The sequence below is a fragment of the Kitasatospora sp. NPDC127121 genome (assembly GCF_042677305.1).
Lineage (GTDB): Bacteria > Actinomycetota > Actinomycetes > Streptomycetales > Streptomycetaceae > Kitasatospora.
Map to the genome: position 1 here is coordinate 1 of NZ_JBHXTQ010000129.1, position 15,084 is coordinate 15,084.

The window sequence follows — 15,084 nt, forward strand, 5'->3', positions numbered from 1 at the left end:
GGGGGGGGGGGTGGGGGGGGGGGGCGGCGGGGGGTGGGGGCTGGCGCCGCGGGGGGGGGGGCGGGCCGGGCGGGCCCGCCCCCCCCCCCCCCCCGCCCCGTAGTGCCGGTACTGCTACCGGACTAGATGCACCACGGACGGGTGCAGGACCCCTCACAGGAGATGCTGAACGCGGACTCCTCCTGCTCGCCGAGCTCGGTCGAGACCAGGTCCTGCACGTCAAGGTCGAACAGCTCCAGCATGTCGTCGGCCATGAGGGCCTCCCTTCGTCAGTGCCACGGTTGACCGCAGCGGACTGCAGCGGACGTTAGGCACTCCTGCATGGGCCCAGCAATGGTTCTGCACGGATGAATGGATTAACTCAGCCAAAAATCGAAACAGTTCGATCGATGGTGGACAGTTTTCGATCGCCGGGGTAGACACGACCCGACCCACCGTCAGGAGTGCGAACCGCGCGGCGGCATCGGCACGAGGCGTGTGGCACGAGGCACCGAGGCACGAGGAGCACAGTGGTCGAGACGCACGGAGCGCCCCAGGACGGACTCTTCACCGCGACCGGCCCGGTCCTGCTGCGGACACCCGCGCTGCCGCGCTCGCACCGTCACGCCGTCCCGGCCGACCCCGCGCACCCCGCGCCGGGGTCCGCCGACACCGCGCTCCTGGCACACCTCGCCGAAGCCGCCGCCGACCCGGCCCTGCGCGAGGCGATCGAGCTCTCCAGCCCCTCCCTGGCCGACCTGCTCGACCAGGTCGCCGCAGGCGCCGTGCCCCGCCCGGCCGCGCTGCGCCGGGCGGCCGAGGCGGTCAGCCGCTACCGGCTGCGGATGGCCACCCGGCCGACGCCGTTCGGGCTGATGGCCGCGGTGGTGCCGGCGCGCTTCGGCGCGGCGGCCAAGGTCCGCTGGGGCGGGGCCGACCGCCGCGCCCTGCGGCCCGACCTGGGCTGGCTGCTCCCGCTGCTCGACCGGCTGCGGACCGACCCGGCGGTGCTGCCCGGCCTGCGGCTGGCCGTGGACCAGCAGGCCCGGCTGCGCGGCGGCCGCCTGGTGCTGCCGTACCTGCCCGAGCGTCGACCCGCCGCCGGTGCCAGCGCCGGTGCCGGTACCGAGGCGGAGCCGGTCGCCGAACGGACCGTACGGGCCACCGCCGTCGTCCGGGCCGCGATCCGGACCGCCGCCGAGCCGGTCCGGCACGCCGACCTGCTGGCCGCGCTGACCGCCGACTTCCCCACGGCCCCGGCCGAGGCCGTCGCGGCCCTGGTCCGCTCGCTGGTCGGCCAGGGATTCCTGCTCACCGACCTGACGCCTCCGCCGGACAGCACCGACCTGCTCGGCCATGTGCTCGACCGGATCCCCGCCGACCACCCGGTGCACCCCGAACTGACGGCCGTCCGCACCGCGTTGACGCAGGCGGCCGCCCTACCCCACGGACAGGCCACCGACCTGCTGCGCGAGCTCCGGGCCCGGATGACCCGGCTCGCCCCGGCCGACCGCCCGCTCCACGCGGATCTCGCCCTGGACGCCGAGGTGGTCCTGCCGGACCAGGTCCGCACCGAACTGGAGCGGACCGCCGCGCTCCTCTGGCGCCTGTCGCCGCAGACCCCCGCACCCGAGCACCTGCGTTCGTACCACGCGGAGTTCGTCGAGCGGTACGGCACGGACAGCCCCGTCCCGCTGGCCGAACTGCTCGACCCCGACACCGGCCTGGGGCCGCCGGCCGGCTACCGGCGCCCGGCCGGCCCCCGCGGCACGGCCAACCCCCAGCCCGCCCGGGCCCGCACCGACGCCGACGCGGCCCGCGACCGGCTGCTGGCCGAACTGGCGGCGGGCGCCCTCGCCGACCGGGCGCCGGACGGCACACTGCCCGAAGTGCTCCTGGACGACGACCTGCTGACCCGGCTGACCCCGCCGCGCGACGAGGCGGGCGGCGCCGCCGACACCCCGCCCGCCTCCCTGGAGCTGTACGCCGAACTCGCAGCGGACTCCCTGGAGGCGCTGGACGCCGGGGACTTCCGGCTCGTGCTCTCCCCCGTCGCGGGCAGCGACCGCGCCGGAGCCAGCTTCGGCCGCTTCGCCACCCTGCTCGCGGGCGCGGGCAGCGACCCCGACCCGGCTGCCGACACCGGGACCGACCCGGGCCGGTCGGCGGGTGACCCCGCCGCGGCCGGCGGGGCGCTGCTGGCCGAGGCCGCCGGGTCCGTGCGGTCCGCCGGGCCCGCCGGGCCCACCGGGCCCACCGGATCCGGCGACGACGGCGCACTCGAAGCGCACCTGGAGTTCACCCCGTACCGCGCACGCCATGCCAACATCGCCCTGACCCCGCGCTGGCTCGACCACCGGGTGGTGGTCAGCGCCTTCGCCGACCCGGGCGGCCCCTCCGTACTGCCGCTGGACGACCTGGTCGTGCTGGCCGACCCCGACCGGCTCGCGGTGTACTCCCGCCGTCTAGGCCGGGAGGTCCGCGTCGCCACCCATCACGTGCTCAACCTGCGCAGCGGTGCGCCCAACGCGGCCCGTTTCCTCCAGGAGGTGACGCTGACCGGGCAACGGCCCTGGCAGCCCTGGGACTGGGGGGCCGCGAGCAGCGCGCCCATGCTGCCGCGGGTCCGCCGGGGCCGGGTGGTACTGGCCCCGGCCACCTGGCGGCTGACCGCGCCCGTCCCGGCGGCCTCCGCCCCGTTCGAGCAGTGGGACGAGGGCCTGGCCCGCTGGCGCCGACGGTGGGGAGTGCCGGCCGCCGTCCGCCTGATCAGCGGCGACCAGCGGATCAGCCTGGACCTCGACTTCCCGTGGCACCGGCGGCTGTTGCACAGCCAGGCGCGGTCCGCCGAGCCCACCGTGCTCCAGGAGGACCCCAACCCGGCCGGCGACGGCGGCTGGCTGTGCGGACCGGATGGTGCGCGGACCGCCGAACTGGTGGTCCCGCTGCGCCGCAGCACGACCGGGCCGTCGACGGCCGGACCACGCCGCCCACTGCCCGCCCGACGCGACCGGACCGTCGAACTCCCCGGCGGATCCTGGCTGTTCGCCCGACTGGCGGCCACCGAGGCTCGCCAGGAGGAGATCCTGGTCGAACACCTGCCCCGGCTGCTCGACGCCCTGCCCGCCGACGTGGACCGCTGGTTCTTCGTCCGCTACCAGGACTCCGCGCCGCACCTGCGACTGCGTTTCCACGGTGCGCCGCCGGTCCTCGCCGCCCAACTGCTGCCCACCGTGCACGACTGGGTACGGGAGCTGCACCGGGCCGGGCTCACCGCCGACCTGCGCCTGGAGGGCTACGCGCCGGAGACCGACCGCTACGGCGGCGCCGAGGTGCTCGCCGACGCCGAGCGGGTCTTCCAGGCCGACAGCCTGGTCGCGCTGGCGGCACTGCGACTGGCCCGGACGGAGCGCTCGCTCTCCCGGGACCTGCTCGCCGCCGTGAACCTCGCCGGCACCGCGCAGGCCTTCCTGGCCGGCCGCGCGGGGCAGTCGGCGGGGCAGCTGGCGGGGCAGTCGGCTGGGCAGTCGGCGGAAGACCGCGTTCCTGACGGCGGGCCCGAGGGCCGCACCGACCTGCCCGCCGACCTGCCCACCAGCCTCTCCGCCGGCCTCTCCGCCGGCCTCTCCGCCGGCCTCTCCGCCGGCCGGCAGGCCGTACCACCGACCGTCCCCGGCGTGCCCTCGGTCGGGGCCTGGCTGGCGGGGGTGTATCCGAAGTCGGAGCGCCACCACCAGGCGTTCCGGGCCCAGCGTGCCGCCGCGTTGCGGGCGATCGGCCCCGACGGGCCGACCGTCCCGGCGGGCGGCCTGCTGCCCGCCGACCCCGCGCTGGCCGACGCCTGGCGGCAGCGGGCCGTCGCACTCGCGCGGTACGCGAGCCGGGTGGAGACGTCGTCGGCCGACCCGGTGCTGGCCTCGCTGCTGCACATGGGCCACAACCGGCTGATCGGGATCGACCGCGAGGCCGAACGCCGGGCCTACGCACTGGCCCGAGGCGCCGTCGAGGCCCACCGGGCCCGCCGCTCCAGCCCGCGGGAGGCGCGATGAACACGACGGATCCGATCCGCGCGGTGGCCGAGTTGCTCAGCAGGCCCGGTGCGCTCGAAGAACCGGCCGCCGACGCCACAACGCCCTCGGCGTCCGCGCCGCCCGCAGCGGCGCACGCGCTCGGGGCCGGCCGCAGCGGCGCCGCGCTCGCGCTCGCCGTACTGGCCGACCGCGAGGAGGACGCCGCGCTGCGCCGCGCCGCCCACGGGCACCTCGCGGCCGCCGTGAAAGCCCCCGGGGCGATGCGGGGCGGCGGACTCTTCTCCGGCGCCGCCGCGATCGCCTTCGCCGCCCGCACCATGGCGCGGCGCCCCGGCGAGTACCGCACGCTGCTCGACGGGCTGACGCCCCGGGTCCGGCAGGCCGCGGCCGGGCGCGTCGCCGACCTGCGCGCCGATCTGGCCGCCGGCACGGGCCTGCGCGCCCACACCTTCGACACCGTCTCGGGCGCGGCGGGCCTGGGCCGGCTGCTGCTCGCGCTGGAGCCGGCCGGCCCGGCGCTGGCCGACCTGCTCACCGCGCTGGTCGCGCTGGCCGAGCCCACCGGCGGCGTGCTGCCGCGCTGGTGGACCGCCGGTGGACCGGGACTGCCCGGCGCGGATCCCGGGTTCCCTCGGGGGCACCTCAACCTGGGCCTGGCACACGGAGTCCCGGGCCCGCTCGCCCTCCTGGCACTGGCCAGGCTGCGCGGTGTGCAGGTGCCCGGACAGGACGAGGCGATCGAGGCGCTGGCGAGCTGGCTCGCCGCCCGGCGGATCCCCGGCCCGCTCGACCCGGTCGATCAGGGCGCCCCGGTCGATCCGGTCGACCCGGCCGGGCCCGCCCCGACCGAGCCGGCGCCCACGGGCCGCGACGCCGCTGGGGGTCCGCCCGGTATGGGCGGTTCCTGGCCGATGACCGTGCGCGTCGAGGACGAGGAGGCCGGCCGGCTGCCGGCCGACCAGCCGACGCGGGCGGCCTGGTGCTACGGAACCCCCGGTGCGGCCCGCGCACTCTTCCTGGCGGGCGCGGCCCGCGGCCGCTCCGACTGGCGGACCACCGCCGTCGCGGCGCTGACCGACACGCTGCGCGACCCCGCCGGCTGGAACCTCCAGGGCCCCGGGCTCTGCCACGGCACCGGCGGCCTGCTGCGGATCGCCCAGCGGATGGCCGAGGACTCCGGCTCCGCCGAACTGACCGCCTGCCTGCCCGCGCTCGCCGCCACCGTCGCGGGCCGGCTCGACACGGCACTCGGCGCCGGCGACCCGCCCGGCCTCCTGGAGGGGACGGCAGGCGCGGCCCTCGCCCTGCACGCCCATGCCCGTACCGCCGCGCAGGCATCCTCGGCGGGCACCGGCGACGCCGCCGAGGAGTGGGACGCCTTCCTTCTGATCTCCTGATCTGCCGAGCTATTGAGCTGCTCAGCTGTTGATCAGCAGGAAGGCCGTCCCACCCGCCAGGTCGTCACATCTTCGGGGCGCGCTACTCCACCGTCACGCTCTTCGCCAGGTTGCGCGGCTTGTCGACGTCGCGACCGAGGGCCACGGAGGCGTGGTAGGCGAGGAGTTGGAGCGGAATGTTGAGCAGCAGCGGGTCGAGCTCGGGCTCGCTCTTGGGGACGAGGACGCAGTGGTCGGCGAGCTTGTCCTCGGGGCGGCGGTGCGCGATGGCGATCACGCGGCCGGAGCGGGCCTTGATCTCACCGAGGGTGGTGAGGTTCTTGTCGAGCAGTTCGTCGTCCGGGACGAGTGCGACGGTGGGCAGTTCGGGGCTGATCAGCGCCAGCGGACCGTGCTTCAGCTCGCTCGCCGGGTAGGCCTCGGCGTGCACGTAGGAGATCTCCTTGAGCTTCTGCGCGCCCTCCCGGGCGACCGGGTAGCCGCGGACCCGGCCGATGAACATCATGCCCGCCGATCCGGCGTACTCGGCGGCGAGTTCGGCGATGGCCTCGGTCTGCGCGAGCACCTCGCGGATCTGGTCCGGCAGCGCCTTCAGGGCCGCGACGATCCGGCGGCCGTCGGCGGGCGAGAGGTCGTGGATGCGGCCGAAGTGCAGCGCGAGCAGCGCGAAGGCGACCACGGTGGAGGTGAAGGCCTTGGTGGAGGCGACCGAGATCTCCGGCCCGGCGTGCAGGTAGATGCCGCCGTCGCACTCGCGGGCGATGGCGCTGCCCACGGTGTTGACGACGCCGAGCACCCGGCCGCCCTTGCGCTTGATCTCCTGGACGGCGGCCAGCGTGTCGTAGGTCTCGCCGGACTGGCTGACCGCGATGTAGAGCGTGTCCGCCTCGATCACCGGGTTGCGGTAGCGGAACTCGGAGGCGGGTTCGCTGTGCGCGGGGATGCGGGAGAGCTCCTCGATCAGCTGGGCGCCCATCTCGCCGGCGTAGTAGGCGGATCCGCAGCCGAGGATCTTCACCCGGCGGATCTCGCGCAGCTCCCGGGCGTCCAGGTTGAGGCCGCCGAGGTGCGCGGTGGAGAAGCGCTCGTCGAGCCGGCCGCTGAGCGTGCGCTCGACCGAGCCGGGCTGCTCGTGGATCTCCTTGAGCAGGAAGTGCTCGTAGCCGCCGGTGTCGTAGGAGTCGATCTCCCAGTCCACGGTGGACGGCTGGTGGTGGGTGGTGCGGGCGTCGGTGGTGAAGGTGCGGAAGCCGTCGGCGCGGACGGTGGCCAGCTCGCCGTCCTCCAGGTGGACGACCTGGCGGGTGTAGCGGACGAGGGCGGACACGTCGGAGGCGACGAACATCTCCTTCTCACCGAGGCCGAGCACTATCGGGCTGCCGTTGCGGGCGGCCACGATCCGGTCCGGCTGCTCGGCGTCGAGCACCGCGATGCCGTAGGTGCCGACCACCCGGCCGAGGGCGGCGCGCACCGCGTCCTCCAGCTCGACGCCCTCGCCGACGTGCGCGGCGATCAGGTGGGAGAGCACCTCGCTGTCGGTCTCGGAGCGGAACACGACGCCGTCGGCGGTGAGCTTGGCGCGCAGTTCGTCGGCGTTCTCGATGATGCCGTTGTGGACGACGGCGATCCGCTCGGCGCCGTCCAGGTGCGGGTGGGCGTTGGCGTCACTGGGCACGCCGTGGGTCGCCCAGCGGGTGTGACCGATGCCGGTGCCGCCCTTGAACCGGGCCGGGACCGCGGCGGCCAGGTCGGCGACCCGGCCCTTGACCTTGCGGACCTTGAGCCCGCCGGTGCGCCCGGTGACGGCCACGCCGGCCGAGTCGTAGCCGCGGTACTCCAGCTGGGCCAGGCCCTCCAGCAGGAAGGGGGTCGCGTCCTTGGGGCCGATGTAGGCCACGATTCCGCACATGCGTGGTCTCCTCTTCGTGAATGCCGTGAATGCCGTGAATGCCGTGAATGCTGCAAGTGCCGTAAGTGCCGTGAATGCGCCGGTGCCGTGAATGCGTCAGTGCCCCGCCCCGGCAGCGCTCAGCCGTAGACGATCCGGCGCAGCTGGCGGGCCGAGAGCTCGGGTGCCGCGACCCGGCGGGCGGGGAGTTCCTCGGCGAGCCGGGTGAAGATCCGTTCGTTGGTCAGTCCGCGTGCCTGGAGCTCGCCGTGGCGGCGGCGGACGTACTCCTCGGTGCTCTCGGAGAAGTACGCCAGCACCTCCGCCACGACCCGCGCCGCCTCCCGGGGCCCGAGCGGGCTGGTCCGGGTGAGGTGGGCGAGGAGGTCGTCGTGAGGGTGGGGTGAGCTCGGCACGAGTGAGGAGCCTAGGCCGCGCCGCCCGCCGGGTCCAAGAATCTTGCCCGAATTCGGGCAGACTTTACGACTTTCAGCTCAAACAACCAGTCACATGGTCATCCCAAGCCCCTCCCGACCCCTTCCCGACGCGCCCTTGTAGCCACACCCCTCCGACACGTAGCGTCATTTTCCGCATACGTAGCGGAAGAACCGGAGGCTTGCTGATGTGCGGGATCACCGGATGGGTCGCCTTCAACCGTGACCTCACCGCCGAACGGGCCGTCCTCGACGCCATGACGGCCACCCAGATCTGCCGCGGCCCGGACGCCGGCGGCGTCCACCTGGAGCGACACGCCGGCCTCGGCCACCGCCGCCTCGCGGTGATCGACCTGGAGGGCGGCGTCCAGCCGATGACCGTCGAGCACGACGGCCGGCTGCTGGCCGCGCTCACCTACAGCGGCGAGGTCTACAACCACCGCGAGCTGCGCGCCGAACTGAAGGCGGCCGGACACCGCTTCCGCACCCGCAGCGACACCGAGGTCGTGCTGCACGCCTACCTGGAGTGGGGCGAGGGCCTGGCCGAACGCCTCAACGGGATGTTCGCCTTCGCGATCTGGGACGCCCGCAGCGAGGAACTGCTGCTGGTCCGCGACCGGATGGGCGTCAAGCCGCTGCACTACCACCCGACCCCCGACGGCGTGGTCTTCGGCTCCGAGGTGAAGGCCATCCTGGCCCACCCCTCGGTCCACCCGGTGGTCGACCTGGACGGGCTGCGCGAACTGCTCGCCTTCACCCGCACCCCGGGCATCACCCCCTACCGGGGCATCGTCGAGGTCCGGCCCGGGCACGTCGTCCGGGTCCGCCGCGAGGGCGTGTCGGTGCGCCGCTACTGGGCGCTGGAGGCGCGCGAGCACACCGACACCCTGGAGGCCACCGTCGCCACCGTCCGGGCCCTGCTGGACGACATCGTCCACCGCCAGCTCGATTCGGACGTCCCGCTCTGCTCGCTGCTCTCCGGCGGCCTGGACTCCAGCGCCGTCACCGCCCTTGCCGCCCGGGTCCTGCGGGCCGAGGGCGCCGGCCCGGTCCGCTCCTTCGCCGTCGACTTCGCCGGCCAGAGCGAGAACTTCCACGCCAGCGAGGTCCGGCCGACCCTGGACGGCCCGTACGCCCGGATGCTGGCCGAGCACGTCGGCGCCGACCACAACGTGATCGAGCTGGACGCCGCCGCGCTCACCGACCTCGCCCAGCGGGACGCCGTCCTGCGCGCCCGCGACCTGCCCGGCGGCTTCGGCGACATGGACATCTCGCTGCTGCTGCTCTTCCAGGGCGTGCGCCGCCAGTCCACCGTCGCCCTGTCGGGCGAGTCCGCGGACGAGCTGTTCGGCGGCTACCGCTGGTTCCACGACCCGAAGGCCGTCGCCGCCGACGACTTCCCCTGGGCGGTCTCGCTGACCGGCCTCGGCGGCCAGGGCGCCGGCCCGCGCGAACACCTGCTCGACGCCGGCCTGCTCGCCGAACTCGACCTGGTCGGCTACCGGAAGGCCCGCTACCGCGAGGCACTCGCCGAAGTCCCGCACCTGCCGGACGCCGATCCGCTGGAACGGCGGATGCGCGAGATCTCGTACCTCCACCTGACGCGCTTCGTCTGCATCCTGCTCGACCGCAAGGACCGGATGAGCATGGCCAACGGCCTGGAGGTGCGGGTACCGTTCTGCGACCACCGGCTGGTCCAGTACGTCTTCAACACGCCGTGGGCGATGAAGCACTTCGACGGCCGGGAGAAGAGCCTGCTGCGCGCCGCCGTCCGGGACGTGCTGCCGGACGCCGTCGCCGACCGGGTGAAGAGCCCGTACCCGGTCACCGAGGACCCGCACTACCCGGCGCTGCTGCGGGCCGAGCTCGCCCGGCTCACCGCCGAGCAGAAGTCCCCGGCGCTCGCCCTGCTCGACCGGCGGCGCCTCGCCGACGCGCTCGACCCGGACACCGACCCGCAGTCCGTCCGGCTGGCCGTCGACCTCGCGCTCGAACTGCACACCTGGCTGACGGACTACCAGGTGACGCTGGACATCTGACGGCCGCCACCCCGGGCGGCGCGGCGGCTGCGACGGCAGGCCGCTGCGCCGTTCGGGTGATTGATCCGGGTGACGGATCCCGGGGTGATCATCCGGAACCAACCCGCCGCGCCCGGGCGTCGGACGGTGCGGTAGCGTCGCCGACACCTCCCGAATGGCGGGCGAAAACGCGGACTCCCGCCGGCGTGCCGTCAGGATGGGAGCGAACCGTCCACCTCGATCCGCCGGGGGATCACCTCATGCAACCGCGGGTATTCGCGATTCTCACCGCCCTGCTCCTGGGCGTCCTGGGCCTCGGGTCGGTGGCCGTCACCGACTGGTCGCCCGCGCCCGGCGTCGCGGCGACGGCCCCGGCCGCCACCGCGGGCACCGGCGCCGCCGCGCCCGGTGTCGCGCCGGCGGCCGCGAGCGCCACCCCGACCGGCGACCCGGCGGTGTGGACCCGCTCGACGCTGCGCAACAAGCTGATGGCCGAGATGGACGCCACCGACCCCGGCGTCGCGCTCGCCGACCTCGACAAGATCACCAAGGAGAAGCCGTACACCGTGCGCTTCTGCCACCCGATCGCGCACGAGCTCGGCCACTCGGCGGTCAAGCGCTTCAACGCCGACTTCCAGAAGGTCATCTCCTTCCCGCACGAGACCTGCGCGGCCGGCTACCTGCACGGCGCGGTCGAGGAGATGCTCAACGCCTCCGCCCAGCCCGAGGTGGACCTGCTCAAGCTCTGCGCGCCCAAGAACACCGGCCCGTGCATCCACGGCGTCGGCCACGGCACCATGTTCGTCGCCAAGCAGGACGTCCCCAAGGCGCGCGAGCTGTGCAACAAGTTCCCCACCGACCAGAACAAGATCCGCTGTTCCGAAGGGCTGTTCATGCAGCTCTTCGGCCCGGACGAGGAGGACGAGAAGGCCAAGGCGAACCTGCCCGCCGACAAGCTCGCCCAGGACCCGCTGTACCCGTGCAAGGACCAGCCGGCCCTGTTCCAGTCCGCGTGCTTCTTCTACGCCCCGACCTTCTACCTCTCCTCGCACGACTACCCGAACCACCCCGAGGTCTACGCCGACGCCCTCAAGTGGTGCCTCAGCGGCAAGGCCAGCGGCGGGGCGACCGACTGCAGCCGCGGCGTCGGCTCGCGGACGATGAAGTACAACCTCGACCGCGAGGACTGGGCCGCCCAGCAGTGCGGCACCGCCGCCGACGGCTGGCAGCGCAAGGCCTGCGCTGAGGGCCTGGTCAGCTACTACACGGTGAACTACACGGACGACGGCGCGGCCGGCCGGCTCTGCGCCAAGATCACCAACAAGGAGATGCAGGGCTACTGCCGCTCCGCCAGCGGCCTGTCCGGCTCGCTGGACTGACCCCGCCGTCCCACCGGGACCGACCGCCCCGTCTCACCTGGAGGGCCCGCGCCGCCCGGCGCGGGCCCCTTCCGTAGGATCGGCCGACCGGACCGAACGATCAGGGTGCGCCGAGGACGCCGCGCCTCCCCCGCCCCTGGAGAGCCGCCATCATGACCACCGAGGACTTCCGCGCCGCCGCGCACACCGCCGCCGACCTCGTCTCCGACTACCTCGCCGAACTGCCCGGGCGCCCGGTCTGGCAGCCGATGGACGACACCGCCCGCCGGGCCCTGCTCGACGCCCCGCTGCCCGCCGACGGCCGCCCGCTCGCCGACCTCCTCACCGCCATCGGGCAGGACGTCCTCCCCCACCCGATGGGCAACGGCCACCCCCGCTTCTTCGGCTGGGTCAACTCCGCCCCCGCCCCCGCCGGAGTCCTCGCCACCCTCGCCGCCTCCGCCATGAACCCCAGCTCGGCCGGCGGCGACCACGCCGACGTCCACCTGGAACGCGCCGTGGTCCGCTGGATCGCCGAACTCGTCGGCTTCCCGCACCCGGCCGGCGGCGGCCTGCTCACCTCCGGCACCTCGATGGCGACCATCGTGTGCCTGGCCGCCGCCCGCAACCGCGCCGCCCGCCGGGCCGGCCGGGACGTCCGCGAGGACGGCCTGGCCGGCCTGCCGCCACTGGTCGGCTACGTCACCGGCGAGACCCACTCCTGCGTCCGCAAGGCCGCCGAACTCCTCGGCCTCGGCAGCCGGCACCTGCGCACCGTCGCCACCGGGCCGGACGGCCGCCTCGACCCCGCCGAACTGCGGGCCGCCGTCGAACGCGACCGGGCCGCCGGACTGCTGCCCTTCCTGGTCGTCGCCTCGGCCGGCACCGTCGGCACCGGCGCCGTCGACGACTTCGGCCCGATCGCCGACCTCTGCGCCGAACAGCGCCTGTGGCTGCACGTCGACGGCGCGTACGGGGCCTTCGGCAGGCTCGACCCAGCCATCGCCCACCGCTACGCCGGCCTGGAGCGCGCCGACTCCCTCGCCCTCGACCCGCACAAGTGGCTGGGAGTGCCCGTCGACTGCGGCTGCGCGCTGGTGCGCGACACCGAGGAACTGCGCGCCACCTTCAGCCTCGTCCCCTCCTACCTGCGCGACGAGGCGGCCGGCGCGCTCGGCTGGTTCTCCGAGTACGGCACCGAGCAGACCCGCCCGTTCCGCGCGCTCAAGGTCTGGGCCACCATCGCCCACAAGGGCCGCGACGGCATCGCCCGGGACATCGCCCGCTGCACCGCCCTCGCCCGCCGCCTCGGCGAACTGATCGAGGCCGACAGGGAGTTGGAGCTGCTGGCCGAGGTGCAGACCTCCATCGTCGCCTTCCGCCACCGCACCCCCGGGCGCGACGAGGCCGCCGTCGACGCCCTCAACCGCGAACTCCCCGCCGCCGTCCAGCGGCGCGGCCGGGTCTTCGTCACCGGAGCCCGTCTCGGCGACCGCGAGATGCTCCGGGCCTGCCTGCTCAACGCCGCCACCACCGAGGCCGACCTGGAGCTCCTGCTCGCCGAGGTCAAGGCGGCGGCCGCGGACCTGCAACCGTAACGCGGGCCCGGCGACCTTAACCACCAGGTCACGGCGGGTTCGTGGACAGGAAACACCCGTCGGGCAGGGTGCTGTCATGGAGCAGACGGAGCACACGGAGCACCCGACCACGCAGCCGACGCCCACCCTCCCCCGGGCCCGACGACGCGGCGCCGGCACCCACCGCTGGCGCCGCGACAGCGTCGAACTCGCCGCCGTCTTCGTCTCGGTCACCGCGGCCGACCTGGTCGCCAAGATCGTCGTCCGCGGCCCCGACGGCCCGGTGGTCCTCGCCGCCGCCGCCCTCGCCCTCCTCGCCACCGCCCTCTTCCACACCTGGTGGTCCCAGCGCCACCACCCCCACTCCCCCGCGCCCCCGACCACCCTGTGGCGCGTCCGCACCGCCGCCCGCAGCACCCCCGACGGCCTGGCCCGCGTCCACACCGCCCTGGCCGACCAGCACGTCGCCATCCTCTCCCGCCAGCCCCACCCCCTCCCCGGCACCACCGTCGACGAGCTCTACCTCCGCGCGCCCCACACCCTCACCCCCACCGACCTCACCACCCTCCTCACCACCACCGGCCACCCCCTCCTCGACACCCCCACCCGCATCGGCTGACTGCGGCGGGGTAGCGGAGGGTTCCCCAACTCCGCTACGCAGGAGGGGGTTTGACGACCCTCCCGCGAGCCTTCCCGCCGCCTCCGGCTCAGGACTGCGGGCCGGCCGGAGTGAGACGGTAGGCGGGCAGGCCCCGACGGCGGATGAGGAATTCGGCGACTATCAGGTTGGGCAGCCAGCAGAGGAACGGGACGGCGGCGTAGGCGTTGTCGAAGAAGCGCTGGCCGTCGACGTGCCCCTGGGCGGTGAGCGTCTGGAGGAGGATGAGGACGCCGAGCCAGGACCGGAGGGTGACGGCGGCATAGGTGAGGGCGAAGCTGCGGATCATCCAGGCGCGGTGGCTCGGCAGGTCGCGGTCACGGACGGCGCGGTAGCCGCGCCAGGTGGTCCAGGCCCAGAGCAGGGCGAGGCCGCCGAAGCCGAAGAAGCCGTTGAAGGCCACCGAGTTGAAGAACGCCATGACGAACGCGGCCAGGGATCCCACCGCGACCCCGAAGACGTAGACGCGGCCCGTCCAGCGGTGGACGGCGGGGGACCGCCGGCGCAGCGCGGTGGAGAACTGGAACGGACCGACCAGCAGCGCGAGCGCGGCCGTCACGATGTGGACGTAGAAGGTGACTTGGACGGCCATCGGGCGCTCGGCGTAGGTGGCGGGCAGGCCGCCCTTCGACGCGGCGATGGGCAGGTCGGCCTGGGCGTACGTCCCCACGGCGTACCCGACGATCGCGAGCGAGGTCAGCAGGACGACGGTCCAGCGGAAGCGCCCTCCCCTCCTGCTCGTCGGGTCGGGGGCGGGGGCGGTCGCGGCGTGGGCGGCGGTACTGGTCATCGGTGGACCCCGATCGGCTGGAGGTGGGACGGCATCACGTGCGCGGTGCGGCGTCGCGCGGTCGGCCGGCGCTCTGCTCACGGCGCCCATCACCCCGGAACGGGGGCCTACCACCACGCTGTTCGAACCGCTGCCAGTGTGTCCGGGCCCGCGACCCCGGGCCATGGAGCGGCCCCCCGGACCGGGAGGGGGGTTACCCCCACGACCCGACGGGGCGTCAACCGGACGGCCTCCCACCGCACGGGCACCGCCGCCGCCACCCCGGCCGCAACGGGCCCCCGGGGTTCGTTACGCAGCCGATGGGCGGCCGTGACACGACCGGCCGGGGACCGCGACACGGGCCTCCTACCGTCATGGACGACGCACCGGCCGCCCCGGCCGGGAGGCGTCCATGACGAAGGAGAACACCGTATGAGCAGGAGCCGTACCCACCGCTCCCCCGCCCGCCGCGTGCTGGCCGTCTGCGCCCTGACCGGGGGCGCGCTGCTGACCGTCGTCACCGGCGGACAGGCCTTCGCCGACGGGACCCCGTCCGCCGCGCCTGCTGCGGGTGCCGGCGTGTCGGCCACCCCCACCTCGACGCCCAGCCCGGCCAAGCCCGCCCCGGCCGCCCCGGGCGCCCCCTCGGTCGCGGGTGCCACCCCCACGGCGACGCCCTCCGCCGGTACCGGGCCCGCCGTGCAGCCGGCCGCCGGTGGCGCCGGGGTCTCCAGTGACGGCAAGGCCCAGGTCCGCGAGGTGCCCAAGGGCGCGGCCCAGGCCGGCGACGGATCCGGCGAGACCGACAGCAACGGCCTGATGCTGGCCGGTGGCGGGGCCGTCGCGGCCGTCGGCGCCGGTGCGCTGGGCTTCGCGATGCTGCGCCGCCGCTCCGGTGCGCGCGGCTGACACCGGCCCCGAGTCCGCCGGGCACCCCGGCGCCGTTCCCCCGCCCTTGACCGGGCGGGGAGGCGG

General features: G+C 74.8%; 11 protein-coding genes. 7 read left to right on the forward strand and 4 right to left on the reverse strand.

Going from position 1 to position 15,084, the window contains the following annotated elements; translation table 11 throughout:
• Window positions 1-122: 122 nt before the first annotated feature.
• Window positions 123-254: a hypothetical protein gene (locus ACFVHI_RS35835; RefSeq protein WP_279634947.1), complete on the reverse strand. Its 132-nt coding sequence runs from the start codon at window positions 252-254 to the stop codon at window positions 123-125.
• A gap of 255 nt (window positions 255-509) precedes the next feature.
• Between ACFVHI_RS35835 and ACFVHI_RS35840 the strand changes: the two genes are divergently transcribed.
• Both ACFVHI_RS35840 and ACFVHI_RS35845 read left to right on the forward strand, forming a co-directional pair.
• The gene (locus ACFVHI_RS35840) at window positions 510-4,028 is read left to right on the forward strand and encodes a lantibiotic dehydratase (protein ID WP_380346177.1); all 3,519 of its coding nucleotides are present in this window, start codon (window positions 510-512) and stop codon (window positions 4,026-4,028) included.
• Window positions 4,025-5,407, forward strand: coding sequence for a lanthionine synthetase LanC family protein (locus ACFVHI_RS35845; protein ID WP_380346179.1), 1,383 nt, complete (start codon window positions 4,025-4,027; stop codon window positions 5,405-5,407). Before ACFVHI_RS35840 ends, ACFVHI_RS35845 begins: the two co-directional genes overlap by 4 nt.
• A gap of 82 nt (window positions 5,408-5,489) precedes the next feature.
• Here the strand turns inward: ACFVHI_RS35845 and glmS are convergent, their stop codons facing one another.
• Window positions 5,490-7,316 (reverse strand): glutamine--fructose-6-phosphate transaminase (isomerizing), encoded by a 1,827-nt coding sequence (glmS, locus tag ACFVHI_RS35850; RefSeq protein WP_380346181.1) that lies wholly within the window; start codon window positions 7,314-7,316, stop codon window positions 5,490-5,492.
• A 119-nt stretch (window positions 7,317-7,435) separates the two neighbouring features.
• Window positions 7,436-7,711 (reverse strand): hypothetical protein, encoded by a 276-nt coding sequence (locus ACFVHI_RS35855; protein ID WP_063350341.1) that lies wholly within the window; start codon window positions 7,709-7,711, stop codon window positions 7,436-7,438.
• 206 nt (window positions 7,712-7,917) lie between these two features.
• Here ACFVHI_RS35855 and asnB point away from each other — a divergent pair, with 206 nt between their 5' ends.
• The 4 genes from asnB to ACFVHI_RS35875 all read left to right on the forward strand — a co-directional run bounded on the left by asnB (window position 7,918) and on the right by ACFVHI_RS35875 (window position 13,301).
• Entirely contained in the window at window positions 7,918-9,768 is a 1,851-nt protein-coding gene (gene asnB, locus ACFVHI_RS35860) for an asparagine synthase (glutamine-hydrolyzing) (RefSeq protein ID WP_063350340.1), read from the forward strand.
• Between the two features lie 239 nt (window positions 9,769-10,007).
• Window positions 10,008-11,126 (forward strand): hypothetical protein, encoded by a 1,119-nt coding sequence (locus tag ACFVHI_RS35865; RefSeq protein ID WP_063350339.1) that lies wholly within the window; start codon window positions 10,008-10,010, stop codon window positions 11,124-11,126.
• Window positions 11,127-11,278: 152 nt separating this feature from the next.
• Window positions 11,279-12,703 (forward strand): pyridoxal phosphate-dependent decarboxylase family protein, encoded by a 1,425-nt coding sequence (locus ACFVHI_RS35870; RefSeq protein WP_380346183.1) that lies wholly within the window; start codon window positions 11,279-11,281, stop codon window positions 12,701-12,703.
• 76 nt (window positions 12,704-12,779) lie between these two features.
• Window positions 12,780-13,301 (forward strand): hypothetical protein, encoded by a 522-nt coding sequence (locus ACFVHI_RS35875; RefSeq protein ID WP_380346185.1) that lies wholly within the window; start codon window positions 12,780-12,782, stop codon window positions 13,299-13,301.
• A gap of 88 nt (window positions 13,302-13,389) precedes the next feature.
• Here ACFVHI_RS35875 and ACFVHI_RS35880 read toward each other — a convergent pair whose 3' ends face one another.
• The gene (locus ACFVHI_RS35880; protein ID WP_380346187.1) at window positions 13,390-14,130 is read right to left on the reverse strand and encodes a DUF2306 domain-containing protein; all 741 of its coding nucleotides are present in this window, start codon (window positions 14,128-14,130) and stop codon (window positions 13,390-13,392) included.
• 411 nt (window positions 14,131-14,541) lie between these two features.
• Here ACFVHI_RS35880 and ACFVHI_RS35885 point away from each other — a divergent pair, with 411 nt between their 5' ends.
• Window positions 14,542-15,018 (forward strand): hypothetical protein, encoded by a 477-nt coding sequence (locus tag ACFVHI_RS35885; RefSeq protein ID WP_063350335.1) that lies wholly within the window; start codon window positions 14,542-14,544, stop codon window positions 15,016-15,018.
• Window positions 15,019-15,084: the final 66 nt, after the last annotated feature.